A 26,273-nucleotide genomic window follows, 5' to 3' on the forward strand; every position below is an offset into this window, starting at 1 on the left:
TTACCTTTTTATTATCGGCTACAAAGTCAGTTACTTTAGTAAACAATCATGCTTAATCGAGGATAAAAATCACAATCAGACATGACACTGCGCTTGAGTTTGCGCATAATACCCGGCTTACATCATTTGCACCGATAAATGATAGCTATTGAGGATAAAGACTGTAATGACTGATATTTGCGACGCTAACAAGTTTAAACACCGCTTCCGTGGTTATTTCCCTGTTGTTATCGATGTTGAAACTGCGGGTTTTAATGCCAATACAGACGCGTTGCTTGAAATTGCGGTCAGCTTATTAAAAATGAATAGTGATGGGGTCATTGAACTCGATAGAACCCTCCATTTTAATATTGAGCCTTTTGAGGGTGCAAACTTAGAAGCAGAATCTTTAGCATTTAATGGTATAGATCCAACTAACCCACTTCGCGGTGCTGTAGACGAAAAAGTCGCTTTTTTAGAAATTTTTAAAGAAGTTAAAAAAGCCCAAAAGGCAGCAGATTGTCATCGCTGTATTATTGTTGCTCACAACGCTGCTTTTGACTTAGGGTTTATTAACAAGGCTATTGAACGAAACAGCTTGAAGCGCTCTCCTTTTCATCCTTTTGCAAGTTTTGATACCGCAACGCTTGCCGGACTAGCCATTGGTCACACAGTCCTAGCTAAAGCTTGTAAAATGGCAGGGATTGATTTCGATAATAAAGAAGCACATTCTGCATTATATGATACCGAACGCACTGCTGAATTATTTTGCTATATTGTAAACCGTTGGAAAGCCCTAGGTGGATGGCCGCTGGTCAGCGCTGATGCCGAAACAACAGAACAAGAGTAAGGTAATAAATACTCAACAAAAAAGCTGCCGAAGCAGCTTTTTTTTAATTTCAACCAGCTAAATTATAGCTTAGCTGAATTATCTTTTAGGTACGCAGCAACACCTTCAGTGCTAGCTGTCATGCCTTTTTCGCCTTTTGACCAGCCAGCAGGGCAAACTTCACCGTGCTCTTCATGGAACTGAAGTGCATCAATCATACGGATCATTTCGTCAACGTTACGGCCTAATGGTAAATCGTTAACCACTTGGTGACGAACTTGTCCTTCTTTGTCCACTAAGAAAGAACCACGGAAAGCAACACCCGCTTCTGGATGCTCAACGTCATATGCTTTACAAATCTCATGTTTAACGTCAGCAACTAGAGTGTACTTAACTTGACCAATACCACCCTTGTCTACTGGAGTGTTACGCCATGCATTATGAGTGAACTGTGAATCAATAGAAACACCAATCACTTCAACACCACGCTTAGTGAACTCTTCCATACGGTGATCAAAAGCAATTAGCTCTGATGGGCATACAAAAGTAAAATCAAGTGGGTAGAAGAAAATAACTGCAGGCTTACCTTTAATTGCGGTAGCAAGGTTAAATGTGTCAACAATTTCGCCAGAACCAAGAACGGCTGCGGCTGTAAAATCTGGGGCTGGACGGCCTACTAATACGCTCATTATCTATCTCCATTTAATGGCTTAAACACTCAACAACGGAATTATTTCATGGCTAGCTTGATAACTAACTGTGATCAACTTAGCAATTCATTATACCGTTGGGACTTATATCAGTCGTATACCATACATCTAAATTAGCTGACTTATAAGTTATTTCAGATGAAAATTGGTTTACCTGCTGAAAAATAAAACATACAGACTCACCAATATAAAATTACTGTATGACAAATTAATTATCGAAAAATAAAAAGTGGCTTTTTAACGTAAGATGAGAACCCAATATAACAATTAAATCTGATTTTAGTTATCCATGACTCAAGGGTAAAGTACTCTCAATATTGTTTACATCACATTTTTCGAGTAATTCTGACGAAGAAACCCGCCAAAACAAGCATCAACAACGAAAAAATGCATCTAGGCTGGACAAATAGAGGTGAGACAGTCAAGAATACCCGCCTCACTTACTTTTATGAATTATAATTATGAATGCGGTTGTTATCGCGGTTTGCTTAATGTTGTTTTTAAGCTTTATTCGAATTAACGTTGTAGTGGCATTAACAATTAGTGCTGTGGCGGCAGGTTTAGTCGGTGGATTAGATATTCATCAAACAATCGCAGCCTTTAATGACGGCCTCGGTGGCGGTGCTCAAATCGCATTAAGTTATGCATTACTTGGCGCATTTGCTGCTGCGTTGTCGCATTCAGGCTTAACAACGTTAATTTCTCACTTTATTATAAAAAAGCTCGGGAAAGAACCCAATAGCAGTAATACTATCGTTGTGCGTTGGTTATTATTAGCCACAATATTATTAATGGCAGTTTCATCGCAGAATATTTTGCCTATTCATATCGCCTTTATCCCTATTCTTATTCCACCGTTATTGCATGTCATTTCCAAACTGCATATAGACCGCCGCCTTATTGCTTGCATTATCACATTTGGTTTGGTGACCACGTATATGATATTACCTATCGGTTTTGGTGGGATTTTTCTTAATGATATTTTGTTAGCAAATTTAAACACCAATGGGTTAAATGCAATAGCAGAACAAATTCCTAAAGCAATGTTATTACCCGCTACAGGCATGGTTGTAGGTTTACTGACCGCAATATTTATCAGTTATCGTAAACCTAGACAATATTTGATTGAGCAACCCGTGCTCAATGACGATGTCACAGTCACTATCAGCCGTAAAAGCTTGCTGATTTCACTCTCGGCAATTGTGGTCACTTTAGTGGTTCAGTTACAAACTGACTCAATGATATTTGGCGCCTTAAGTGGATTTGTTATTTTCCGTTTTTCTGGGATCATTAAACATGACGTGAGCAAAGATTTGTTCAATCAAGGCGTGCTTATGATGGCCAATATTGGTTTTATTATGATTGCAGCGGCAGGTTTTGCTGCTGTAGTAAAATCAACAGGAGAAGTAGGCACACTGGTAACCTCTTTAGGCGACATCATAGGTGACAACAAAGCATTAGCCGCATTATTGATGCTAATTGTCGGATTATTAATTACCATGGGAATTGGATCTTCGTTCTCAACGATTCCCATTATCGCTACCATTTATGTCCCGTTAGCACTCAGCTTTGGTTTTTCTCCCGCGGCTACAATCGCGTTGGTGGGAACGGCTGCTGCGCTAGGTGATGCAGGTTCACCTGCATCAGATTCAACATTAGGTCCCACTGCTGGTCTTAATGCGGATGGTCAACATGACCATATTCGCGACAGTGTGATCCCAACCTTCATTCACTACAACATTCCTTTGCTGATATTCGGTTGGATTGCGGCGATGGTGTTGTAATCATGATACAGATATAAAAATGGGAGCCAATTGGCTCCCATTTTTATATTAAATAATTACGTTATAATATTATTTAGTACCAAATATTTTGTCACCAGCATCACCTAAACCAGGTAAGATATAACCTTGTTCGTTTAAGCAATCATCAATTGCTGCTGTGTACAATTCAATATCAGGATGTGCAAGCTCTAGTGCTTTAATACCTTCAGGAGCAGCAACTAACACTAGCGCTTTAATTGAACTACAACCGCGCTTCTTCAACAAATCAATAGTCGCAATCATTGAACCACCGGTTGCTAACATTGGATCAACAACTAAAGCGATACGCTCTTCAACATTACTGACTATTTTTTCGAAATAAGGTATAGGCTGAAGTGTTTCTTCATCACGATATATACCGACAACAGAAATACGCGCACTAGGGAGATGCTCAAGAACACCATCCATCATGCCTAAACCCGCACGTAAAATAGGCACTACAGTAACTTTTTTACCTTTAAGTTGTTCGATAGTAACGGGGCCATTCCAGCCTTCAATTGTTACCGTTTCCGTTTCAAAATCAGCTGTCGCTTCATAGGTTAATAAACTGCCAACTTCAGTGGCAAGTTCACGAAATCGTTTGGTGCTGATATCCGCTTCACGCATTAAACCAACTTTATGACGAACCAGAGGATGTTTTACTTCAACGACTTTCATTTCTTTCTCCTAGATTTCTGACTATTTCAGGCAAATTTGACAAATGTTAGTCGATTTATCCCTTGTATAAAACATAAAGTTTCAAAATTGCTGTAAATCGTGACCTAAACCGATAAATAATAGGCAATTCATCGTTTTCTTTATAGGATAAAGTAAAAACATGACTTTCGACGAGCAACACAAACTGGTAGAATATTGGCGCATAAAATTCCATAAAACGATGTACCCTAGAGGATCCTCCGTGACCACTACTACCCCCCTAAGTTACAAAGATGCTGGCGTTGATATTGATGCTGGTAATGCGTTGGTAAACAACATTAAATCTGCGGTAAAACGCACTCGCCGTCCAGAAGTTATGGGCAATTTAGGTGGTTTTGGCGCACTATGCGAATTACCGACTAAATATAAACACCCAGTACTCGTTTCTGGCACTGATGGTGTTGGCACCAAATTAAGGTTAGCCATTGATTATAAAAAGCATGACACTGTCGGTGTTGATTTAGTTGCTATGTGTGTCAATGACCTAATTGTTTCAGGTGCTGAGCCACTTTTCTTCCTCGATTACTATGCGACAGGTAAGCTTGATGTTGAAACTGCAACTTCAGTTGTCAGTGGCATAGCAGAAGGTTGCTTCCAGTCAGGTTGTGCATTAATTGGTGGTGAAACTGCTGAAATGCCAGGCATGTATGAAGGCGAAGATTACGATCTTGCAGGATTTTGTGTTGGTGTTGTTGAAAAAGCAGACATTATTGATGGCACAAAAGTCAAAGCGGGTGACTCATTAATCGCTCTCGGCTCAAGTGGTCCTCATTCAAATGGTTACTCGTTAATTCGTAAGGTATTAGAAGTCAGCAAAGCAGATCCACAACAAGACCTTGCCGGAAAGCCATTAATTGACCATTTACTCGAACCGACAAAAATTTATGTTAAGTCTTTATTGAAACTGATTGAACAATCAGACATTCACGCAATGGCACATATTACCGGCGGTGGATTCTGGGAAAATATCCCACGTGTCCTCCCGGATGATTGCAAAGCAGTCGTTAAAGGTAACTCTTGGCAGTGGCCTGTTGTGTTCGACTGGTTAATGACAAACGGCAATATTGCACAACATGAAATGTTCCTCACATTTAACTGTGGTGTTGGTATGGTCATTGCGCTACCTACAGATAAAGTTGATGCAGCATTAGCGTTATTAACTGCTGAAGGCGAAAATGCTTGGTTAATAGGTGAAATTGCAACTCGTCAAGACGACGAAGAGCAAGTGGAGATCATTTAAATGAGCCAAAGCTGTCGTGTTGTGGTACTGATTTCCGGTAGTGGCAGCAATCTTCAAGCTATCATCGATGGCTGTGACGATAACCTAAATGCTGACGTTGTTGGTGTTATCAGCCACAAACCGGATGCTTATGGATTAATTCGTGCTCATCAAAGCGAGATTGATACCAGTTGTGTGATTCCTTATACCAATGAAGCTCGCAGCGATTACGATGCGCGCTTATTAAAGGCAATAGAAAAATACCAACCAGATCTGGTTATTCTTGCTGGATTTATGCGTATTTTAACTGATGAATTGGTCAGCCATTTTCTCGGTAAAATGATTAATATCCATCCATCATTATTGCCTAAGTATACCGGATTACACACACATCAACGTGCTATAGACTCAGGGGACAAGGAACATGGCGCTAGCGTTCATTTTGTTATTCCAGAGCTCGATGCTGGTCCAGTGATATTACAAGCTAAAGTCCCTATTTATCCTGAAGATAATGCGGAAGTCTTAGCCGAACGTGTTCACGAACAAGAACATGCCATTTACCCTCTTGTAGTGAAATGGTTCAGCTTAGGACGTTTAGCTATGACAGATGGTAAAGCCTATTTGGATGGAGAGTTAATTGGTCTGACAGGTTACGCACCAGACTAAAATCAAATAATTCATACTAAGTCTTTATTATCCATAAAAAACCTCACTAATTAGCGAGGTTTTTTTATGGATTAGCTTTCGTAAATAATAACTAGCGAACAGGTAACACCATGTCAGCAAACATTTCATCGATCAATTGTTGATCGCGAAGTCCAACCGCTTTCTCAACTACATCGCGGGTTAAATGCGGTGCAAAATTTCGCATAAAGTCATACATGTAGCTGCGTAAAAAGCTACCACGGCGGAAACCTATCTTAGTTGTACTGTGAGCAAACAGGTGACTCGCATCAATCGCCACTAAATCATTATCTACCGCCGGATCAATTGCCATAGAAGCAATCACCCCAACTCCTAATCCTAAACGAACATAGGTTTTAAGCACATCGGCACTCGTTGCGCTAAACACGACTCGTGGATCCAGATCTGCACGTTTAAATGACTTCTCAATTTCAGATGCCTTATCGAAACCAAATACATAAGTCACCAATGGATATGTCGCTAAATCTTCTATGCTAATCTTTGCCGATTGGCTAGCAAGCGGATGATCACGAGTTACAACAATTGAGCGATTCCAATGATAACAAGGCAACATGATTAAATCGGTATATAAATGCATTGCTTCAGTAGCAATAGCAAAATCAGCATCGCCTCTAGCAGCCTGCTCACTAATTTGTGATGGCGTACCTTGGTGCATGTGCAAATTCACTTTAGGATACCGCTTAATAAATTCTTTAATTATTTGTGGCAGAGCATATCTAGCCTGAGTGTCAGTGGTGGTAATATTTAACTCGCCCTGATTAGGCTGAGTATGTTCTTCGGACACTTTCTTGATGCTATCGACTTTGCCGAGTATATCATTGGCAATATCAATAACTTGTTGTCCCGCAGGCGTCACATGAGTCAAATGTTTACCACTGCGACCGAATATTTGAATGCCTAGTTCATCTTCTAACATTCTGACTTGCTTGCTAATACCCGGTTGTGAAGTATAAAGATTCTCAGCCGTAGATGACACATTAAGGTTATGTTTAACAACCTCTGCAATATATCTAAGTTGTTGCAGTTTCATGGTTTTATCCTTGATTTAACCGTCACTCATCCGCATGATATGCAAATAAGAAAAAATCTATGTTATTTCACTGAGCAGGAACGATTGTTCAACTATAATAAAACGTTATATAGTAAATGAAATGTAATGTAAATAGTAATAACGAGCAAGTAATAATAGTGCTGTTATGAATTGAGTTGGCTTTTCATAAACATAGACAGTTAACAGTTTAATGATTTATCAACAAAATGACTTATTATTCAACGACAGCCGCGATAACTTACGCTAAGATATAGATTCTTTTTGATGAAATTTTATTTCTATTATTTCATCCAGTATCAAAACAACTTGTAGCTATAGCTATTTGGCTATATTAACCATGTGATATCCAAGATAAAACGGAACCTTTATGTCCTTAATTTTGATATTAATTCTTATTGGGGCGCTATTACTGCTGATAATCGGCTTTAGTATTGTCCAGCAACAAAAAGAACGCGCAGAAGCCGAGCGTAGAGTAGAAATGTCTCGACAACGAGCCATCATAGACGAAACCGATAATGTCTTATCTAATACTGGTATGACCCCATCTTCTAGCCATATAATGCTAGTACTTTATCGTCGAATTAAAGATGCTTTAGAGCAATCAATTGTCCATTCTTCTGGTCAACTAAAGTCTGATTATGAACGCCGTTTAGCTGATATAAAAACGCAAATATCCACAGTATCAAGTTCACCAGCCCAAGTCCCTGCTATTGAGAATTTTCGCTTACCTGATAATGATAGACAAGTTTTAGAATTAGTAAAAACCCTTAAAAAGCTTAAAGCTATTTTACGAGCTGAACATAATAAAGGAAAAGTTGACCCCTCTATTTTTGTACAAGAAGAAATGCGTATTGATAGCCTGCAATTGAGGATCAATGTTGAGTCGATGATTAGTCGAGCTCGTGCCGCATGTTTTATGAAACAATACGGTTCCAGCAAACAGATGGTCACTAAAGCCTTAAACACATTGCACACCATCAAAGCGCAGACGCCTAATGATCCTTTTATAGCCCGCAAAGTAGATGAGGCGAAATTATTGCTCGATGAAATAATGGGAGCTCAAAAGAATAGTGAGCCAAGCGCACCAAAACAGAAAAAAGAAGGCGATGATCTGGATATGTTGTTCCAACCTAAAAAGAAATGGTAAGTTGATTGTCATCAATGAATAAAACGAGCCTCATTTAGAGGCTTTTTTATTATAGCCAAGTCAATCTGACACTAAATTTGCGTTATTTTTTAACCATAAAAAAAATACAAATAAATACATAAGGTTACTAAAGCAACCTAGGAAGATAAACAAAGTTGTCCACAGAATTTGTGGATAACAATTTTAGACATCCGGTATCACAAATTAGGAGTAATAAAGAACCTAATGCTCAAAGATTACTCCTTTATGCTAATAAGAGTACCTTATAAAATGCTAATCACCCATAACTTATAAAGTAACATCTTATAAATTGTGTATCCTTGTCTAACCGTATTTTAATAAGATATGACACGCCTTATTTATTGCGTCAAGTCATTCTAATCAAAGTGCTCACTTTCTCAACTATTCGAACACATAATCGCTTCTTCAATGCCTATTATCACAACCCAATATTATTCAACCATATCCCAAGTAGTAAACTAAACATTGTTTAGTCAGTTACGGAATATGGAATTTATCATACTAGAACACCTAATAACCTTGCTCCGACACTGTTTAATCATCAAGTGGACTACTCAACATTGATATCATTTAGTATCAATAAACGAAAGTACCAAACCAATAATTTAGGATTTAGAACCTAAATGTTTTGATATCATGTTCCATACTCGTATTATTTTTATTATACCTATCCTTGTCAGCGATGGCATAAATCAGGATACTAGCAACAAAATAATATAAACAGTAAAAGGGCTTTATGCTAAAAATAACTTCCATAAAAATGTTGCCTTTGTTTCTGTTGTTCATCCTCACTGCATGCAGTCAATCAGATGATCTACTCTCACCAGAACAAGTTACACTTGGTTTCTTTAATGCTATTTATGTTGAACGTGATGTTAAGAAAGCAGAAAGGTTTGTCGCCCCAGATCTCAAAGAAATAATGGATCATTATCATATTGCATCACAGGTGCAAAGACATGTATTAGGTTTATCCATGAGTCAGGTCACTATCTCTATTGATGAAATTGATATCGACTTTTTCCGAAAATTTACCGATGATGTTACTGTAAAAGTCAAAATAGAAGGGTTAAAAGGCGGCGAAAACTGGATTGACGATCGTACAATCCGTCTCCATAAAAACGCCAATTCTTGGATTATTGTTGATATATTACTTGAAAAAGGTCGTATTGAAGGTTGATATTTTGTCGTTAATTGGTATTGGTATTGGTATTGGTATTCTAATAATATTCAAAAGCAAAACATAATCGAGTGCCAATAGCAAAACGGCACCTATTATTTAGGCATCATCCTGATTAAATTGATCATGAAAGACATCAACAACCCAATAAAAATAGCAGCCTAAGCTGCTATTTTTATTTCGATGCCGGAGTATTTAATGTACCGACTCTTTAGTCATAACATCAATATGCTCGTTCAATCGTCTTATTCTTCATCAGAAGGTAAAGACTCTAACACGTCATCTTTTACTTGATAGTAAGCATTTTCGTATTCATGAACTTCCATAATAACTCCAATCTTTTTAGGTCGTTTTGTAGGGGAAGGCCTGTCTTATTTTATTCAACTACATGATGTTATATACATACAACAAACTGATGTTAGGAATGACATTTACCTTACAGAGAGAAGATTAACAATCACGTTATTCTTGCCTTAGAGTATATCAATAGTCAGATCACATTTAAACCATAATTACGAAAAACTTTCAGTTCTGTTGTGAGGATAGTATGTAAAACGCCTTAAATCGGTGCTTATTTCTAATAATCGTGAAAGTCATTTAATAATTAAAACATTAAAATGAAAGCTATTCTGAATTTTCACTTAAAAAACCTCCGAACTACTTAAACCAATTTGATAATTAATAAGTTGAATTTAAAAGCTTTACTCAAAAGCATAAACAATAAAAAACCGATATCACCTAAGTAACATCGGTTTAATTTACATCTTCATGAATTAACAAAATTGATTACGATTACACTTGGCTAATATGATTTAACACTCGTTTTTCTGAAATTGGGTAAGCGGTGCCAAGTACTTGAGCAAAGCATGACACCCGATACTCTTCTATCATCCAGCGGGCTTCAATCAATGCTTCAGGGATCGGTTGCGAACGTGGCACTTTGGCTAATTGAGCGGTTAACGCCTCTTGAACTTTAGCAATACTGTGCATATGTAATCTATCGCGCGTGGGATCAACTGGCAGCTTTTCCAGTCTATTCTCAATAGCTTTTAAATAACGGGCTACGTCAGTTAATCGTTGCCAGCCACAGTCTTCGACAAATCCTTTATAAACTAGGCTATCCAGCTGAGTTTGAATATCACTCATTGCAAACGCAATATCAAAGCTAATTTTTCCTTTTAAACGTTTTTTAATTCGTTGATAAATGGTCAAAACTGTCTCTACGTTCAATGCAAGAATTTCCGCAGTAGGATTGAGTTCTTGGCGAACCCACTCTTTTGCTTGCTCGAATTGTTGTTCGTTACGAATATCTAATTGCTTTTGATCTAGCAACTGCTGTACTGCTGCATTAATAATATCTTCAATTAATATCTGTACTTGTCCAAAAGGATTAAAGTACATCGCAAGCTTAGCTTTATTAGGCAATGCTTGCTGCAAGTGCTTCACTGGCGAGGGAATATTAATCAATAACAATCTGCGTAGACCGACTCGATGATGTCGCTTTGCTTCATGTTCATCATCAAATAACTTAATCGCCACATCGGTTTTGTTGTCAATTAATGCCGGATATGCTTTAACTTCGTAGTTACCTTTACGCTGCTGATATTGAGCGGGTAAATCACCGAATGACCACGTAGTGATGGCCTGTTGCTCAATACCTTTGTCTGCGACTTTACGGATTGCTTTGGCGACAACACCTTGCAATTGACCTTTTAACAGTTCTAAATCACGGCCTTGTGCAACTAAACGACCTTGATCATCTTCAATCTTAAAGTTCATCTTAAGATGTTCTGTTAATTGAGTTAAATCAAAATCATCAGCAGAAATACGCACGCCACTCATGCGCAGCAATTGTTTACACATGGAATCAAGCATTGATAACTCAAACGGCTTCATTGCTTGATAACATGCCCGGGCATAGTCAGGAGCAGGTACAAAATTGCGCCGTAAGTTTTTTGGCAAAGACTTAATCAATGCGATTAGCTTCTCTTCTCGTAACCCTGGTACTAACCAATCAAAATCACTGTCGTCAATTTGATTGATGAGTGCCACCGGAATGTGCACCGATACACCATCATCCGCATTGCCAGGTTCAAAGTGATAACTAACTGTTAAAGCCAAATTCCCTTTATGCCATACTTCTGGAAAGTCCAAAGCCGAAATATGGTCGGCACTACGCTGCATTAATAATGCTTGGCTGTAATCGAGTAAATCAGGGGTTTGTTGACGGGCTTTTTTCCACCATGCAAAAAACAATGGTGCGTTATAAATCCCTTCGGGCACCAATGGTTCGTAAAAGTCCACTAGAACTTGTTCATCGACCAAAATATCGCGTCGACGAGATTTATGCTCTAAAGACTCGATATCATTAAGTAACTTTTGGTTGTTAACAAAAAAAGCTTCTTTTGTTTGCAACTGCCCTTCTGCTAAGGCGCTACGGATAAATATTTCACGGGCTTCTACGGCATCGATAGGACCATATTGCACTCGACGGCGGTTGACTATGGTTAAGCCATAAAGCACCTGATTTTCAAGTGCAATAACGCTGCCTGCTTTGGCTTCAAAATGAGGTTCAAGATAATTCTTTTTCACTAAATGCGCGGCTAGTGGCTCTAACCATTCAGGCTCAATTTTAGCGCAGCAACGAGCAAATAACCGTGAAGTTTCAGTTAACTCAGCGGCCATAATCCACTTAGGACCTTTCTTAGCTAATGGCGATCCAGGAAATACAAAAAACTTGCGGTTTCGAGCCCCTAAATATTCGTTGTTTTCACCTTTAAAACCAACATGACTTAGCAAGCCTGACAATAATGCTTTATGCAACTGGTCGTAACTGGCAGCACTGTCATTAATACGCCATTTCAATTCATGTACAGCTTGTTTCACTTGGGTATACAGATCTTGCCATTCGCGTACTCGTAAATAGGCTAAATATTCATCGCGACATTGTTTTCTAAATTGACTGGCTGACAACTCTCGTTTTTGATCTTTAACGTGGTCCCATAATTTAACCCAACTGGCGAAATCAGAGTCTTTATCAGCATAACGACGATGGCACTCGTCGGCCACTTGTTTCTTTTCTGCGGGACGTTCTCGTGGGTCTTGAATCGACAAACCAGCAGTAATAACTAATGCTTCGTGTAGACAACCTAATTGATTCGCTTCAATGACCATTCTAGCCAAACGCGGATCAAGTGGGATTTTAGATAGATCTTTGCCTAATGGAGTTAGGACTAATTCATCACGAGATTTTTTCACAGCTTGCAACTCTTCAAGCAATAAAAAACCGTCTCTAATGTGTTTTTGATCCGGTGGCTGAATAAATGGAAATCCGGCTATGTCGCCTAAACCAATCGACAACATGTGTAAAATGACAGAAGCTAGATTGGTACGCAAAATTTCAGGATCTGTAAATTCGGGACGCTGAATAAAATCCATTTCATCGTATAGTCGAATACAAATACCCGGACCAACACGCCCACAACGTCCTTGACGCTGATTAGCACTGGCTTGTGAGATAGGTTCTATCGGTAAACGCTGTACTTTGGTACGGTAACTATAACGGCTTATGCGTGCGGTACCAGGGTCAATAACATAACGGATCCCAGGCACGGTTAATGACGTTTCGGCAACGTTGGTGGCCAATACAATACGGCGACCAATATGGCTTTTAAAGACCTTAGATTGTTCACCATAAGAAAGACGCGCGTAAAGAGGTAAAATTTCAGTATCGCGATATTGCTGTTTATTAAGTAAATCTGCGGTATCGCGAATTTCGCGCTCGCCATTCATAAATATCAATATATCGCCAGGCCCCGCAGCCATTAACTCATCTACGGCGGCAAAAATACCATCACTGACATCTAAATCTTCATCAGTATCACGCACTAAAGGGCGATAACGAGTTTCAACTTCAAAAGTACGCCCAGACACTTCAATAACAGGCGCGTTATTAAAGTGTTTTGAAAAACGATCTACATCAATGGTCGCCGAAGTAATAATCACTTTTAAGTCAGGACGTTTCTTTAATACCTGTTTAAGGTACCCCAATATAAAATCAATGTTTAAACTACGTTCATGTGCCTCATCAATAATAATGGCATCATACTGGTTGAGAAATCGGTCTGAAGTGAGTTCCGCTAGCAAAATACCGTCAGTCATCAATTTAATGTAACTGTGGTCACTCATGGCATCAGCAAATCGAACTTTAAAGCCAACAACTTCACCTAATGGGCTGTTAAGTTCTTCGGCTATACGATTCGCAACACTTCGAGCGGCAAGACGACGTGGTTGAGTATGACCAATTAAACCTCGTGTACCTAAACCCAGTTCAAGACAAATTTTAGGTAACTGGGTTGTTTTACCCGAGCCCGTTTCACCCGCAACAATCACTACTTGATTGTTGACAATAGCTGAGGCGATATCATCACGCTTTTGTGACACAGGAAGTTCATCAGGGTAACTGATGGTGGGTCTAGAGTGTAAGCGCTGTTGCGCTTTCGCATAAGCTCGCTGGGCAGCTTCGGTTAACTGCGCTAACGTTTGGGATTTTTTTTCAGACTCAGCTTCTTTATTAACACGATACAAACGACGACGAATTTTAGCAGCATCGGTTTGATAACAAAGATTGAGATATGCTTTAGATAGCGGGTGAAGGTCCGAATTCAAAACTGGTTCCCTTGCTTACATCGAAAAAAGCGATCCTAGCAAGGAAAACAGTATAATGGTATTGATTTTAACGATTGTTAAGCTGGAGATAAGTAACACTGCTGCATGTAAATATTCATCGCCTTAAGCACATTGGTGCGATTTATGGTACCAATGACTTTTCCCTCTTTTAATACTGGATAAATTTTCGGCTTTGCACCCAACATTTGTTCCGCGAGTTCTAAAATACTGTCATCCGGCGCAACCGTCAAAACAGGGCTTTTCATGCAATCTTGTACGGTACTTGTCATATCGCAATGGTAGCTGCTTTTTAACATTACTGATAAACAATCTTGTTGCGACAAAAAACCGACTAGCTTGCCGAAATGATCAACAACTGGAGCCCCATTTTTATTACTATCAAGTAATTTTTCAACAGCAATTGCCAGCGACATCTCAGCGGTTAAAAGTATTGGACGTCTATCCATATAATCTTTAATTTTAATTGAATCCATATTTCCCCCAAATGCACGCTAATTGACAACGTGCTTAGTAAAACTCGTTATTCAATTCATAATGAATCAACCTATGAATACTCACTTGATTAAGTCTAGTCAATAATGGCCCAATGGATAGATAATAAAACCGATTGTATTAACCTACTGTATTTGGCAATAGTATTAACAATGCTTAATTCAAAGCGGCTAAAACTTACTTGTCACGCCAGATCATAATATTCGCCTGTTGGCCTTTGCTTCGTGTTGCACGGTACATACCTTCGGTATTGAATGGTGTAGCGATATTGCCTCGTTCGTCTATGGCTATGACCCCACCAGTTCCACCTGCCGAGAGCAAGCGTTGGTTAATGACTTCATCAGCGGCTTGAATAATCGATAACTGTTGGTATTTCACTTTCGCACATATGTCACCCGCCACCTTATAACGAATAAAATACTCACCGTGACCTGTCGCTGATACAGCACAAACGCCATTTTCAGCATAGGTTCCGGCACCAATAACAGGGGAATCACCAATACGACCAAAACGTTTTGCTGTCATGCCTCCGGTTGACGTACCAGCAGCAAGGTTGCCTTGTTTATCAAGTGCTACAGCGCCTACCGTGCCGTATTTATAATTAGCGGGTAATTGTTCAACTGATGCTTGATAATCACCGCCGTTATTTTGTTCGGCTTTAATAATACTCGCTTTAGCATCTAACAATTGCGCATAACGATGTGGGGTATCAAAGTGACTGTTAGCCACCAAGCTAAATTGTTGTGTTAACGCAAACTCTTCCGCCCCTTGTCCGTAAAGCATCACATGGGGTGACTTATCCATCACCTTGCGCGCTAAATCAATTGGGTTTTCAATATGTTTAACCCCAGCCACAGCACCTGCATTCATGGTGTTACCATCCATTATAGAAGAATCTAACTCGTGGCCACCATCAAAGGTATAAACAGCACCGACCCCAGCATTAAATAGCGGGCTATTCTCTAATACATTTATTGCAGCTTGAACGGCATCGAGACTGTCACCACCGTTATCCAACACCTTATATCCTGTATCCACAGCCTGCTTAAGCTTGTCGCGAAGATTTTGTTGTAACTCAGGACTTAAACTAGCTTCTGAAATAGTGCCTGCACCACCATGGATTGCAATAGCAAACGGTTTATCATCAGCAGCAAAATTGACAGTCGATGTGAGGCTTAAACAGAGCGCAATCGTTAAATATACTTTATTCATGTTAGTTAAGTCCTTTAAAGTGGTTTATCTTTATGACTATTTCTACTTGTCATTTCAATCATATCATTGCGACTTTTATGCTTTGTAGCGACAATAGACATTATCATCAATTTTGGAAAAGATAGCTTAACTTGTCTACAAAATGTCTTAAATTTAGTCAGTTTATATTACTTTCGTTGACATTAATGATGTCAGGCTTTGTGCTGGCTGATAATAATTGGTTAACGATTAAGGTTTCGGGCGTTAACAAAAAAATTGAAAAGAATATTTTTGCTCATTTAGGCACGTTGCCAGAAAACGAGGTTCAGCGTCGAGCTTTCTTATTTACCGTGGACGATAACACCCAAGATGCGCTTGAATCCATGGGCTATTACCATGGTATTTTAGATGTCGATGTTAAAGAAAATGATAATGGACCTTGGGAGTTAAGCCTCAATATCACCCTAGGAGACCCTGTAATTATTCAATGGATAGATATTCGTTTCCAAGGTGAGATGCTGGAAGACGATACCTTTTCGTTGTGGCTTAATCGTTTAAAAGTCAAACCCGGCGACACCTTAAACCACGGGGTATATGATTTAATTAAATCACAACTGGTAACATTAGCGCTGGCGCGTGGTTATTTTGATGGCCAATACACTAAAGCTGAAATTAATATTAACCGTGACTTAAATACCGCTCAAATTAATTTGCAGTTTGATTCGGGGAAACGCTATTTATTCGGTCATGTCGATTTTGAAGGCAGTACACTACACGACGATCTTCTCGAATCCTTAATCCCTTTTGATGCAGACGCCCCTTACGCGACACAACAACTCACTGAGTTTAATCGCAATTTATTAGATACTGGTTACTTTAGCAATATCAAAGTATTACCTCAGTTAGACAAGATAGATACAGGCTTAGTACCCATTAAAGTAGAGTTGAGCCCACGTCCTAGTCATCTTATTGATGTCGGTTTAGGTGCTGATATTGGCAATAGCACCGAAAACGCAGTCGATCCTCGAGTGCGTGTTACATGGCGCACGCCACAAATAAATAGCTATGGTCATTATCAAGAAACCAGTGCTGAATGGTCGCCAGAAAGACCCAAAATATTAACCACTTATACCATCCCATTGACCCATCCTTTGGATGACCAGTTGAAAATAAAACTAGGATTATTACGTGACACCTATGGCGTTACTCAAGATTATGATGCCGACAAACGTGAATTTAGTAATACAGGCCAGCTAGAGTCTAAAAAGTACTTAATCGGCTTAACTCGCCAAAGACGGTCTAAAAATAATTGGCTACATGGTTATTCAATTGAATCAATGAGAGAGTTTTATACTCAACTGGATACTGACTATGATCCACGCTTTTATTTATTAAGCTATAACCTGACCAAAACAGTTCGAGGTGACAACACGCTCGATCCCAAGTCTGGTTATCGTCAGACATACAGCATTGAATATGCAGATCCTTCCTTAGGGTCGACCATTCGACTTGCTCGTTTACAAGCCCGATTTAAATGGATAGAGACCTTATTTGATAAACACCGTTTTGTCGCCAGAATTGATTTAGCAGCCAATATTGCCGATAAAAATGATATTGATTATATTCCACCATCACTACGTTATTTTGCCGGTGGTGACCAAAGTATACGAGGTTATAGTTATCAAGAGTTAGGGCCTTATATAGACTATACCAACGACGACGGAGGCTTATCTCGGCAAGTTGTTGGTGGACGTTATTTGGCTATTGGCAGTATAGAATATCAATATTATCTTACCCCGACTTGGCGAGTGGCCACTTTTGTCGATGCTGGTAATGCTTTTGATACACAACAATTTGAACCAGTGGTATCTGTTGGCGGTGGTGTACATTGGATCTCACCCATTGGCCCCATTCGCATGGACTTAGGTTTTGGCTTAAAAGAAACCGAGACCGTTGCACGTTCATATCGTTTCCATTTAACCATGGGGACTGATTTATGATACATAAAAATACTGACAAGAAAAATCAGCAAGATACCGAGTTACAGCCACAGCTCGATTCAAGTGACGAAAAGGCCAAAATTTCAACAAGCTTATCGGCAAAAATTTGGCGGAATTTTAAGCTTTATACTCGAATACTCATCTACGTCCCTTTGGCATTATTGATGTTGTTTGCTGTCATTATTGGCACTCCATTTGGCAGTAAAATAGGCGTGATGCTAGCCAACCAATTTGTTAGTGATATCGAGGTTGAATATGCTTCAGGCACCTTAAATGGCGATCTCACCCTGCATCACTTGTCTTGGTCAATGCCAGGCATTAGCGTTAATGCTGATGATTTAACACTAGGTTGGCTGCCAAGGTGTCTCATTAATCAACAGATTTGTGTCACAAATTTAAGCGCATCAAAGATTGATGTAAATATTGTCACAGATGATATTCCAACCTCAGCAAACGTTAGTGACACAAACCAAAGCGAAGATCTTTTAACAGAGCTTGAATTACCCATCAACATTAGTCTCAGCAAGGCCCAATTAACACAGGTTAATGTTGCTGTGAATAGAATGAAATTTCATGCCGACAAGTTAATGACTCAAGCTATATGGAATAACACTGGCCTTGTAGTTGAATCACTTACAAGCCAAGGATTAGTAGTTAATATTCCTATAACGACCGAAGCAACAGGCACAACGGCATCGACTACAGGCCAAATAAATCAACAAGATAATAAAGCGATTAATCGATCTGGTGATACCGATAAAAACGTATGGCCGCTGGCTAACTTGCCACAGGTTTTTATGCCTTTTCCTATTAATGTAAAACAATTTAATGCCACTGAAACTCAGCTTACGATAGGTCAACGTAGCGACCATTTTAGTCATATTGGTTTAGCCGCCAGTTTTCACCAGTTTCAACTTGGAATAACCCAATTAACTATTCAACATGACGATGGTGATGTAAGTGTTATCGGTGATATTGCGTTTCAAGATCATTACCCTGTCACCTTAAAATTAGTCGCCAATATCGAAAACCTGCCTGAATTACCGGGTCTTCAACAGCAACAACTTAGTGTTGATCTTACCCAAGACTTGAGCAAATTAAATATCAACGCCATTGCTAAAGGCGATAATTATTTTAAGCTTGATGCTGAAATCAATCTCACCACACCAGGACTTAATTACCAAGTAACGCTTACCGACGCGGCGTTACAGTGGCCATTAAAAAATCCGCAATATACTAGCAACATCAGTCGTTTTGCCAGTAAAGGAGATATTAAGAACCAAGAAGCACAGTTTGAAGGGCAACTCACAACGCCGTATCACCCTACTTTAGCTATTATTGCTGATGTCGTTAACCGTAAGCAAAAACTGAGTATCAACAAACTGAATGTAAAGTCAATTGCAGGAAATCTAGATCTCACTGGAGAACTGTCATATCAAGATGACATAACCTGGCAAGCCAGTGTGCTTACCGATAATATTCAGTTGCAATATATTGATTATATTAATCAGCAAAAACCCATTCAAAGTAAATTTAGCGGCCACTTTAATAACAGTGGCACCCTAGCGAATAAACAATGGCAAGTGGCCATTCAAGAGGCAAACTTAACGGGGCGTTTAAATGGTTATCCGTTAAATTTACAAGGTGATATTTCTTTAAATCAAGACATTGCTATTAACGCTAACAACCTTCAGGCAAACGCGCTAGGAGCTCAGCTCATTATCAATGGTCAAGCAGATAAAGCTTGGAACATCAATGCCGAATTAAGCGTTCCCGATGTTAGTCAGTGGCTAAATGGTGGCCAAGGTAATATTTTTGCCAAAGTTAACGTAACGGGGAATAGTGCTGATCCAATCGTTGATCTTAATGCACAAATCAGTAAGTTTAGTTACCAAGGTGGCAAAATCGACAGCCTCGACTTACACGGCAATTACCGCCCTTATTCCCAACATCAATATAAAGCCGAGCTGCACACAAATAATCTCGTGTGGGACAGCTATAAACTTACAGATATCGTATTCATCAGTGATGGAAACCAACAGCAACAACAAAGTAAACTCAACACCCAAGGTGATGTGGTTATCAATACACAAATGACCAGTCATAGTAATATTGATAAACAACAGTTTGATGCCACACTAACAGAGCTCAGTATTAGTAATGCCCTTGGAAAATGGCAGCAAGATAACCCAATTACAGCCAGTTGGGATCAGCTCAATAGCCGTGGTAGCGTGAGTCACTTCTGCTTAGTACATCCACATAATAAATTATGTTTAGTCAACGATGTTAATTTGGGCAATACCGGCCAAGCCAATATAAATTTCTCTGGTAACCCAGGACAATTATTAGCACCCATTTTGTCTAAAAAAATTACTTGGAGTGGTGAAGCGGCATTAACCAGCCAAGTTAATTGGGCTAAAGGTAAAAAGCCGACAGCCAATGTTCAATTTACGCTTTTACCAGGCAATATTAAGCTAAGCCGTACCAAAAACAACACCATTAGCATTGACTACCAGCAATTACTATTACAAGCCTCCCTTGATGAAAAACAAATTAATAGTTCATTAAGTTTTAATTCATCCGGCATCGCCAGCTGGCAAAGTCAATTGAGTGTCAACATCACTCCCGATCGAACCTTACAAGGTACCATCAATGTTAATGATCTCAATCTGGCCCCTTTTGGAGAGTTCTTCCCTAAGCTAGAAACCTTAGAAGGCATTCTATCCAGTCGATTAATAGTCTCCGGAACTCTTATGGACCCAAGCCTATCGGGTAATATCAAGCTCAGCGACGGTGCATTTGCTTTATCAACAAACCCTACACTCATCGATAAACTCTACTTGTCACTGGCACTTGAAGGCCAGCAAGGACAACTTAATGGACAATGGCATATGGGTGATGGGCAAGTAAGTACTCAAGGAACACTTGCTTGGCCACAAGGAAAATTTAGCGGTGATATTGATATTAAAGGCAATAATTTAGCGGTGATTCAACCACCAATGGCAATATTGGATGTTTCTCCAGATATTAATATCACCTTTAATGAGCAACTGTTGGCAATAAAAGGCAAAGTAAACGTTCCATCTGGCCAAATAAAAATTATTCAATTAGCTGAGGGAGGCGTTGCGATATCAAACGATGTGGTATTTAACGATTCAGTATCTGAACAAACCGTTAAAACCAGCCCTTACGCTGTTACGGCTGATCTCAACATCAATGTCGGTAAAAACCTTACCATTGACGGTATGGGTCTTAAAGGTAAGCTAGAAGGTGATCTAGTATTACAACAACAAGCTTTTAAGCCCCCCATGCTATTTGGTGATATCAAAGTTACCAAGGGTACTTATAAGTTTATGGGACAAACCTTAAGTATTGATACCGGTGAAGTGCAATTTATTGGCCCAATTTCATTACCTAATCTAAATATAGAAGCGACTAGAGAGATTAAAGACAGCGACGTAACAGCAGGTGTTCGAGTCACCGGAACCCCAATGCGTCCAATTGTGACTTTATTCTCTAGTCCAGTGAAAGAACAAGCTGAAATACTCTCTTATATTTTGACCGGTAAAGGATTTAGCAGCACAACTAACCAACAAAGCAATTCATTAATGATGGGAGCGGCACTCAGTTTAGGTTCACAATTTGATGGTGGAGCAATGAATAGTATTGGCAGCACCGCATCAGGATTGATTGAGCGGTTTGGTTTTTCCAACGTACAGCTTGATACCAATGATGATGGTAAAGTGGCTGTGAGTGGTTATATTGGCGAAGACTTGATGGTTAAGTATGGTGTGGGAGTATTCAACCCAGGTTATGAAATGACAGTGCGATATTATTTGTTTTCACAATTGTATTTAGAAAGCGTGTCGAGCACCTTAAGTCAATCACTGGATATCTACTATAGCTTCGAAATCGAGTAGTTTTTAGTATTCAGAATAAAATTCAGCCACAAAAAAAGCGCCCTTAGGCGCTTTTTCTCAACTCAGCAATTAAACAAACATAAAGTCGATATGTTCAACCATTTGCTTGAATGCATGACGTTGGATAGCTTTAGTGCGAACTATAACTTCTTTACCGTCGATTACGATAGTTAAATCAGTTGTATAAAAGTCATCGTTTAACTGGATGTTAACGATAGCTTTGTGTTCGAACATAATTGATACAGGCTCTTTACCTGGACCATAAATTACTGCAGGAACTTTACCAGCATGACGTAGGCGGCGGCTCGAACCTTTCCCGATGTTTGTGCGGGTTTCTGCGTTGATTGTGTAAGACATAAGTCACTCACTTAATAATTAAAATAGTATGAAGGCGTCATCATTTTCGACCAACGATGACTCAAATAAAGCGCGCGGATATTACCATAGTCACTCTAAACCCACAAGTATATTCATTACCCCCAACGTCTCACGGGGCCACAATCAATGTGTACAAAACCATCTCGAGGATAAAATCCAACGCCGCCTAACTTAAGTGATACGGCTGCATCACGCAAATGCTTAGTTTTCACACCTGGTAATGCAATATCCATCGCCATGCCTTTCATATGATAACTTTTCTTGGCAACCCCGTTACTGCGAGAAGCAAGCATCTGATTTGTTTTTGGTGAACGATAAGCAGAGATTACATTAATTTCATCATGATGATCTAAAGCGAGTTGTAATTTATATAGATATTCGAATACTCGCTTATCTATAGGTGCTGCAACGTTTTGGCGATGATCACGTAGGACATGATTAAATTCAGTCAGCGTCTCTGGTTGATATTGACCATCAACCCAAAAACTGCCCTGACTTCTTTCACCGGTATGAAGGTTATAAAAACGTAAATCTTTAACACCCAGAGTTGAACGACTTGCTTGCGCGGTATTAGGTAACAAAGTCACCACTGCGGCACCGCTTAAGCCTAATAATAACTGCCGACGAGTTAGGCACTCGATTGTCATTTATACACCACTTTAATTATCTGAATTACAATACATATAAGCTTCAAAATCACAATTTCATCTTTACAATGCTATTGAGCTAATTGTTGCTTTTTTATCCACTTGATGAATAAATTAACCATTAATATTCATAAATGCAAGTCTGCTGATATATAAGTAACTTAATAAATATGTTCTCTTGCATAATAGAGTGATAAAGCTCAATTACTTAGAGACAAAGTAAACCGTGATTAACTTTACTTCATTAATTGATAGTTATTGCACAATTTATTTTTTGGAGACTTTATGGCTTAATAAATTGACAGGTTCTGCTGGTGCTAACTGATAAATATCATCACGATACTGCACGGCTTGCTGCTCATCCACCCAAGCACGCCAATACACCATGTGTACAGGTAACGTGGACGATAGAGAAAACCATTGAGTTTGAGTATAATTAGACTGCAAGCGATTCCAAGTACGCTTATCAAGGACTAAGTGGTTTGCAAACCAATCTGCCAACTGTTGTACTTTTTCAATTCTCACACAACCTGATGATATATCTCGTTCCGCACGTGAAAACAGCTCTGGGGCTGATGTATCATGTAAATACAAACTTTGATTATTTTGAAAGTAAAATTTATAACGGCCTAATGCATTACCACCACCAGGACGTTGTACAACTTTATAAGGGAACTTCCCTGCTGCAGCCAGCTGCCATTGTTCGGGTGTTTTATCAATACGATGGCCTTCATAATCAAACACATCAAAATGTTTATCGGCAAAGTAATGACCGTTTCTCCTAATTTGCGGCAAAATGTCTTGGCGTAATAACTGTCGAGGAACCGTCCAAGTCGGATTAATGATGACATTTGAAATTTGCCCATTCATCACTGGAGTCTGTCTATATGACTTACCCACAATCACTTTGGATGCCAACACCACTTGATTGTGATCAACTAACACCATTTGAAAAGCGGGAATGTTAATCAACAAATAAGGCTGAGATAGTTGGCTTACATAGGTCGTTTTTTCAACAAAACTTATTGCCAATAAAGAAGCGAGTTGCAAAGGAGTTTGATTTAGCCAGTATAACGTTTTAGGCCCAATAACAGCATCAGCCTTTAACCCATGACGAGATTGAAATCGCTTAACACTTTGTACCAATGTCGGTTGATAAATAACTTCGTCAGTAACATATTCGTTCGCATCACCCAATAACCACAACCGTTGATTAATTTGCTTAATACTTGGGTGGCTATCCCCAGGACGCAACAGACCGCCAGGCTCAATAGCTTGCCAATCTTGGGTTTGTGACAACCACATTAACTTACGTAGAGAATTTATGACCCCAAGATAATCATCTGCTGTGGGTTCCAGTGCAATATTTTTTTCTAACAATGAGGCGATGTCATTTATTGAGTCGAATGCCAATGGCACTTGTTTACTATGCCAAAAATCGGCAACACTATGCTGAATTTCATCAATATATTCTAATTGTTCAGCAGCAGAACCCGTTTGTAATATCGCTAAGTATTGAGCACGTTGTGCGGTGGGCTCAGCCAAATACTGTAATTGTAAGTGCTGAGTCAAATTCACATATTGATCTTGAGTGCTGGCCGCAGTAAATGGCGACATACACAAAAGTAATATGCTTATTATGCTTATTATGCTTACGATTACAGAATGCTTAGGTTTGCTGAACATACTCTTCCCCGTTGGCGCTACCCATCAATATTGGCATGTTTTTCACTTAAGTGAAATCGATATAGACATTATGGCAAATAATAAAACTGTTTGAATGATCGACACATTAAAGTAACAAAAATTAATACCAAAACGTCACTTATCAGCACAAAAATCAATCAGAAAGATAAAAAGTAACCACTTAACATTAATTTATTTATACACAACTAGGAAGGACCATGCTGAATTGTTATAAGGGGAATAAGAAGTATTAAATCAAAGTGATTCTCATGAATAAAAAGCAACTAACCCAATCCATGGCCCATAAGATGGACATTCCGCAAGCTCAAGCTAAGCAGCAACTAGAGCAAATCCTAGCGATTATTCATCAAGGTTTAGCTGAAGGTGAAAAAATTTATATTCCACAATTCGGCACCTTTGAATTGCGGTTTCACTTACCTAAAGTAGGTCGTAATCCACAAACGGGTGAAGCCATTGATATTGAAGGATTTAATCAACCCAGCTTTAAAGTATCTCCCGTATTAAAAGCATTGATTAACGACTAGCTGAGGCACCAGAGATTATAAATTCCTAGGTGCGAGAATGCTTCGTGACTAGAGTCTATAACTGTAGTTACCCAGTTATACTCTCATAACTGCAATCAACCGCTCTTATAGCCGCGTAGCGAACTAGCGAGGTAAATAGCGCCCTAGCTCAAGGCTCGTTCGCTTTTATCGCTCTCACTACTTCTATCGCTTATTACCATTCACAACCAAATTTCAGGTGTAAAAAAGCCCCAACTAATGTTGAGGCTTTTTTACACCAATCTCTATTGCTAGAGATTATAATGGTACCCGTGGCCAGACTATTCTTGATAACAAAGAGTGGCACGCTTGATGTTCAACAAGAGCACGAGGGATTTTAGCTTTCGATGTTATTTATTAAATTTCAGACGTAAAAAAGCCCCAACTAATGTTGAGGCTTTTTTACACCACTCTCTATTGCTAGAGATTATAATGGTACCCGTGGCCAGACTATTCTTGATAACAAAGAGTGGCACGCTTGATGTTCAACAAGAGCACGAGGGATTTTAGCTTTCAATGTTATTTATTAAATTTCAGACGTAAAAAAGCCCCAACTAATGTTGAGGCTTTTTACACCACTCTCTATTGCTAGAGATTATAATGGTACCCGAGGCCAGACTTGAACTGGCACGCTTATTCAGCGAGGGATTTTAAATCCCTTGTGTCTACCGATTCCACCACTCGGGCAAACTTATCGTGTTTTGATAAAAAATATCAAGCCACTTAATTCGCATTCACGTTAAATAAATAGAGCTGCTATCGCGTCCCGTTTAACGTGGTGCATACTTTAATGATTTTTTGGGACCAAGCAACAAAAATATTCATTGCATCGAACTGAATGCTTCAAAAAACGCCAATCCGACGTAAAATACAACAAAACGAAGTCCTTAGCACAGAATATGATTAATTAGCTCTCACAGGCGTTAAGCCTTTACTGCGATTATTGACAGCTTCTTCAATTTCAAAACCGGCTTCACTCCACACTTGCGCTTCTTCAACATTAAACGCTTCTTTGGCCCAAATAGTTGCCGTGTCTAATGTAAAGTTGGCTTTTATCCACCCTTCTGACTCTGTCGGACCAAAGCCTCTTACACGCCAATTTTGCGCTTGGGTTGAATCAAAGCCTATCGCTTTCCATTGGCTAATTTCACGTTCAGACATACCTTGCCAGCTAGGAGCAGATGCGCAAGCTACCAATAACGAGACCAATAAACCTAACAATAATTTTTTCATATATTCCTAATGAACAATGTAAATGCTGCGGCGCATAAATCGTCGAAAACAGCACAATGATGTGTAAATTTTGAGAATCATATCTGAGAAATTATTTTTGACAAGTAGGTAAGCAAT

The 26,273-nt window shown here is 39.2% G+C and carries 19 protein-coding genes and 1 tRNA gene; 9 read left to right on the forward strand and 11 right to left on the reverse strand.

Annotation, left to right across the window (positions count from 1 at the left end; translation table 11 throughout):
* The first annotated feature begins 166 nt into the window (after positions 1 to 166).
* Entirely contained in the window at positions 167 to 829 is a 663-nt protein-coding gene (rnt, locus tag ABIS04_RS11745; RefSeq protein ID WP_350431174.1) for a ribonuclease T, read from the forward strand.
* A gap of 62 nt (positions 830 to 891) precedes the next feature.
* Here the strand turns inward: rnt and ABIS04_RS11750 are convergent, their stop codons facing one another.
* Positions 892 to 1,497 (reverse strand): peroxiredoxin, encoded by a 606-nt coding sequence (locus ABIS04_RS11750; protein ID WP_137226743.1) that lies wholly within the window; start codon positions 1,495 to 1,497, stop codon positions 892 to 894.
* 482 nt (positions 1,498 to 1,979) lie between these two features.
* Between ABIS04_RS11750 and ABIS04_RS11755 the strand changes: the two genes are divergently transcribed.
* On the forward strand, positions 1,980 to 3,302 hold the full coding sequence (locus ABIS04_RS11755) for a Na+/H+ antiporter family protein (protein ID WP_350431175.1): 1,323 nt from the start codon (positions 1,980 to 1,982) through the stop codon (positions 3,300 to 3,302).
* Between the two features lie 69 nt (positions 3,303 to 3,371).
* On the opposite strand, the gene upp is transcribed toward ABIS04_RS11755, so the two are convergent.
* Positions 3,372 to 3,998: a uracil phosphoribosyltransferase gene (gene upp, locus ABIS04_RS11760; RefSeq protein ID WP_137226740.1), complete on the reverse strand. Its 627-nt coding sequence runs from the start codon at positions 3,996 to 3,998 to the stop codon at positions 3,372 to 3,374.
* Between the two features lie 241 nt (positions 3,999 to 4,239).
* Between upp and purM the strand changes: the two genes are divergently transcribed.
* Both purM and purN read left to right on the forward strand, forming a co-directional pair.
* The gene (purM, locus tag ABIS04_RS11765; protein ID WP_350431176.1) at positions 4,240 to 5,277 is read left to right on the forward strand and encodes a phosphoribosylformylglycinamidine cyclo-ligase; all 1,038 of its coding nucleotides are present in this window, start codon (positions 4,240 to 4,242) and stop codon (positions 5,275 to 5,277) included.
* The gene (gene purN, locus ABIS04_RS11770; protein WP_350431177.1) at positions 5,278 to 5,922 is read left to right on the forward strand and encodes a phosphoribosylglycinamide formyltransferase; all 645 of its coding nucleotides are present in this window, start codon (positions 5,278 to 5,280) and stop codon (positions 5,920 to 5,922) included.
* Positions 5,923 to 6,013: 91 nt separating this feature from the next.
* On the opposite strand, the gene cysB is transcribed toward purN, so the two are convergent.
* Positions 6,014 to 6,991 carry an HTH-type transcriptional regulator CysB gene (gene cysB / locus ABIS04_RS11775; RefSeq protein ID WP_350431178.1) on the reverse strand — a complete coding sequence of 326 codons (978 nt, stop codon included), beginning with the start codon at positions 6,989 to 6,991 and terminating at the stop codon, positions 6,014 to 6,016.
* 388 nt (positions 6,992 to 7,379) lie between these two features.
* Here cysB and ABIS04_RS11780 point away from each other — a divergent pair, with 388 nt between their 5' ends.
* Together ABIS04_RS11780 and ABIS04_RS11785 are read left to right on the forward strand one after the other, a co-directional pair.
* Positions 7,380 to 8,159 (forward strand): hypothetical protein, encoded by a 780-nt coding sequence (locus ABIS04_RS11780; protein ID WP_140234487.1) that lies wholly within the window; start codon positions 7,380 to 7,382, stop codon positions 8,157 to 8,159.
* A gap of 757 nt (positions 8,160 to 8,916) precedes the next feature.
* On the forward strand, positions 8,917 to 9,357 hold the full coding sequence (locus ABIS04_RS11785; RefSeq protein WP_140234488.1) for a hypothetical protein: 441 nt from the start codon (positions 8,917 to 8,919) through the stop codon (positions 9,355 to 9,357).
* A 792-nt stretch (positions 9,358 to 10,149) separates the two neighbouring features.
* Here ABIS04_RS11785 and hrpA read toward each other — a convergent pair.
* From hrpA to ABIS04_RS11800, 3 genes are all read right to left on the reverse strand, one after another.
* Complete coding sequence (gene hrpA / locus ABIS04_RS11790; RefSeq protein WP_350431179.1) at positions 10,150 to 14,025, reverse strand: ATP-dependent RNA helicase HrpA; 3,876 nt, start codon at positions 14,023 to 14,025, stop codon at positions 10,150 to 10,152.
* A gap of 77 nt (positions 14,026 to 14,102) precedes the next feature.
* Entirely contained in the window at positions 14,103 to 14,519 is a 417-nt protein-coding gene (locus tag ABIS04_RS11795; RefSeq protein ID WP_140234490.1) for a CBS domain-containing protein, read from the reverse strand.
* Between the two features lie 196 nt (positions 14,520 to 14,715).
* Positions 14,716 to 15,750, reverse strand: a complete 1,035-nt coding sequence (locus ABIS04_RS11800) for an isoaspartyl peptidase/L-asparaginase (RefSeq protein WP_350431180.1) — start codon at positions 15,748 to 15,750, stop codon at positions 14,716 to 14,718.
* A 188-nt stretch (positions 15,751 to 15,938) separates the two neighbouring features.
* On the opposite strand from ABIS04_RS11800, the gene ABIS04_RS11805 reads away from it, so the two are divergent.
* Together ABIS04_RS11805 and ABIS04_RS11810 are read left to right on the forward strand one after the other, a co-directional pair.
* The gene (locus ABIS04_RS11805) at positions 15,939 to 17,729 is read left to right on the forward strand and encodes an autotransporter assembly complex family protein (protein ID WP_350433427.1); all 1,791 of its coding nucleotides are present in this window, start codon (positions 15,939 to 15,941) and stop codon (positions 17,727 to 17,729) included.
* The gene (locus ABIS04_RS11810) at positions 17,726 to 21,649 is read left to right on the forward strand and encodes a translocation/assembly module TamB domain-containing protein (protein WP_350431181.1); all 3,924 of its coding nucleotides are present in this window, start codon (positions 17,726 to 17,728) and stop codon (positions 21,647 to 21,649) included. The genes ABIS04_RS11805 and ABIS04_RS11810 overlap by 4 nt, the downstream gene beginning before the upstream one ends.
* Before the next feature lie 69 nt (positions 21,650 to 21,718).
* On the opposite strand, the gene rplY is transcribed toward ABIS04_RS11810, so the two are convergent.
* The 3 genes from rplY to ABIS04_RS11825 all read right to left on the reverse strand — a co-directional run bounded on the left by rplY (position 21,719) and on the right by ABIS04_RS11825 (position 24,291).
* Positions 21,719 to 22,006 carry a 50S ribosomal protein L25 gene (gene rplY / locus ABIS04_RS11815; protein WP_137226729.1) on the reverse strand — a complete coding sequence of 96 codons (288 nt, stop codon included), beginning with the start codon at positions 22,004 to 22,006 and terminating at the stop codon, positions 21,719 to 21,721.
* 116 nt (positions 22,007 to 22,122) lie between these two features.
* On the reverse strand, positions 22,123 to 22,674 hold the full coding sequence (locus ABIS04_RS11820) for a DUF882 domain-containing protein (protein ID WP_140234498.1): 552 nt from the start codon (positions 22,672 to 22,674) through the stop codon (positions 22,123 to 22,125).
* 267 nt (positions 22,675 to 22,941) lie between these two features.
* Positions 22,942 to 24,291 carry a L,D-transpeptidase family protein gene (locus tag ABIS04_RS11825; protein WP_350431182.1) on the reverse strand — a complete coding sequence of 450 codons (1,350 nt, stop codon included), beginning with the start codon at positions 24,289 to 24,291 and terminating at the stop codon, positions 22,942 to 22,944.
* Positions 24,292 to 24,629: 338 nt separating this feature from the next.
* On the opposite strand from ABIS04_RS11825, the gene ABIS04_RS11830 reads away from it, so the two are divergent.
* Positions 24,630 to 24,905, forward strand: a complete 276-nt coding sequence (locus tag ABIS04_RS11830; protein ID WP_350431183.1) for an HU family DNA-binding protein — start codon at positions 24,630 to 24,632, stop codon at positions 24,903 to 24,905.
* 619 nt (positions 24,906 to 25,524) lie between these two features.
* On the opposite strand, the gene ABIS04_RS11835 is transcribed toward ABIS04_RS11830, so the two are convergent.
* Positions 25,525 to 25,610 (reverse strand) — tRNA-Leu (locus ABIS04_RS11835).
* A 216-nt stretch (positions 25,611 to 25,826) separates the two neighbouring features.
* Complete coding sequence (locus ABIS04_RS11840; RefSeq protein ID WP_140234500.1) at positions 25,827 to 26,156, reverse strand: hypothetical protein; 330 nt, start codon at positions 26,154 to 26,156, stop codon at positions 25,827 to 25,829.
* Positions 26,157 to 26,273 lie beyond the last annotated feature (117 nt).

The organism is Shewanella sp. H8 (assembly GCF_040285065.1).
Taxonomy (GTDB): Bacteria; Pseudomonadota; Gammaproteobacteria; order Enterobacterales; family Shewanellaceae; genus Shewanella; species Shewanella polaris.

What these genes read in the sequence shown, in the direction of transcription:
- rnt (WP_350431174.1), top strand. Translation starts at nt 167, where the DNA reads ATGACTGATATTTGCGACGCTAACAAGTTTAAACACCGCTTCCGTGGT.
- ABIS04_RS11750 (WP_137226743.1), bottom strand. Translation starts at nt 1,497, where the DNA reads ATGAGCGTATTAGTAGGCCGTCCAGCCCCAGATTTTACAGCCGCAGCC.
- ABIS04_RS11755 (WP_350431175.1), top strand. Translation starts at nt 1,980, where the DNA reads ATGAATGCGGTTGTTATCGCGGTTTGCTTAATGTTGTTTTTAAGCTTT.
- upp (WP_137226740.1), bottom strand. Translation starts at nt 3,998, where the DNA reads ATGAAAGTCGTTGAAGTAAAACATCCTCTGGTTCGTCATAAAGTTGGT.
- purN (WP_350431177.1), top strand. Translation starts at nt 5,278, where the DNA reads ATGAGCCAAAGCTGTCGTGTTGTGGTACTGATTTCCGGTAGTGGCAGC.
- cysB (WP_350431178.1), bottom strand. Translation starts at nt 6,991, where the DNA reads ATGAAACTGCAACAACTTAGATATATTGCAGAGGTTGTTAAACATAAC.
- ABIS04_RS11780 (WP_140234487.1), top strand. Translation starts at nt 7,380, where the DNA reads ATGTCCTTAATTTTGATATTAATTCTTATTGGGGCGCTATTACTGCTG.
- ABIS04_RS11785 (WP_140234488.1), top strand. Translation starts at nt 8,917, where the DNA reads ATGCTAAAAATAACTTCCATAAAAATGTTGCCTTTGTTTCTGTTGTTC.
- ABIS04_RS11795 (WP_140234490.1), bottom strand. Translation starts at nt 14,519, where the DNA reads ATGGATTCAATTAAAATTAAAGATTATATGGATAGACGTCCAATACTT.
- ABIS04_RS11800 (WP_350431180.1), bottom strand. Translation starts at nt 15,750, where the DNA reads ATGAATAAAGTATATTTAACGATTGCGCTCTGTTTAAGCCTCACATCG.
- ABIS04_RS11805 (WP_350433427.1), top strand. Translation starts at nt 15,939, where the DNA reads ATGTCAGGCTTTGTGCTGGCTGATAATAATTGGTTAACGATTAAGGTT.
- ABIS04_RS11810 (WP_350431181.1), top strand. Translation starts at nt 17,726, where the DNA reads ATGATACATAAAAATACTGACAAGAAAAATCAGCAAGATACCGAGTTA.
- rplY (WP_137226729.1), bottom strand. Translation starts at nt 22,006, where the DNA reads ATGTCTTACACAATCAACGCAGAAACCCGCACAAACATCGGGAAAGGT.
- ABIS04_RS11820 (WP_140234498.1), bottom strand. Translation starts at nt 22,674, where the DNA reads ATGACAATCGAGTGCCTAACTCGTCGGCAGTTATTATTAGGCTTAAGC.
- ABIS04_RS11825 (WP_350431182.1), bottom strand. Translation starts at nt 24,291, where the DNA reads ATGTCGCCATTTACTGCGGCCAGCACTCAAGATCAATATGTGAATTTG.
- ABIS04_RS11830 (WP_350431183.1), top strand. Translation starts at nt 24,630, where the DNA reads ATGAATAAAAAGCAACTAACCCAATCCATGGCCCATAAGATGGACATT.
- ABIS04_RS11840 (WP_140234500.1), bottom strand. Translation starts at nt 26,156, where the DNA reads ATGAAAAAATTATTGTTAGGTTTATTGGTCTCGTTATTGGTAGCTTGC.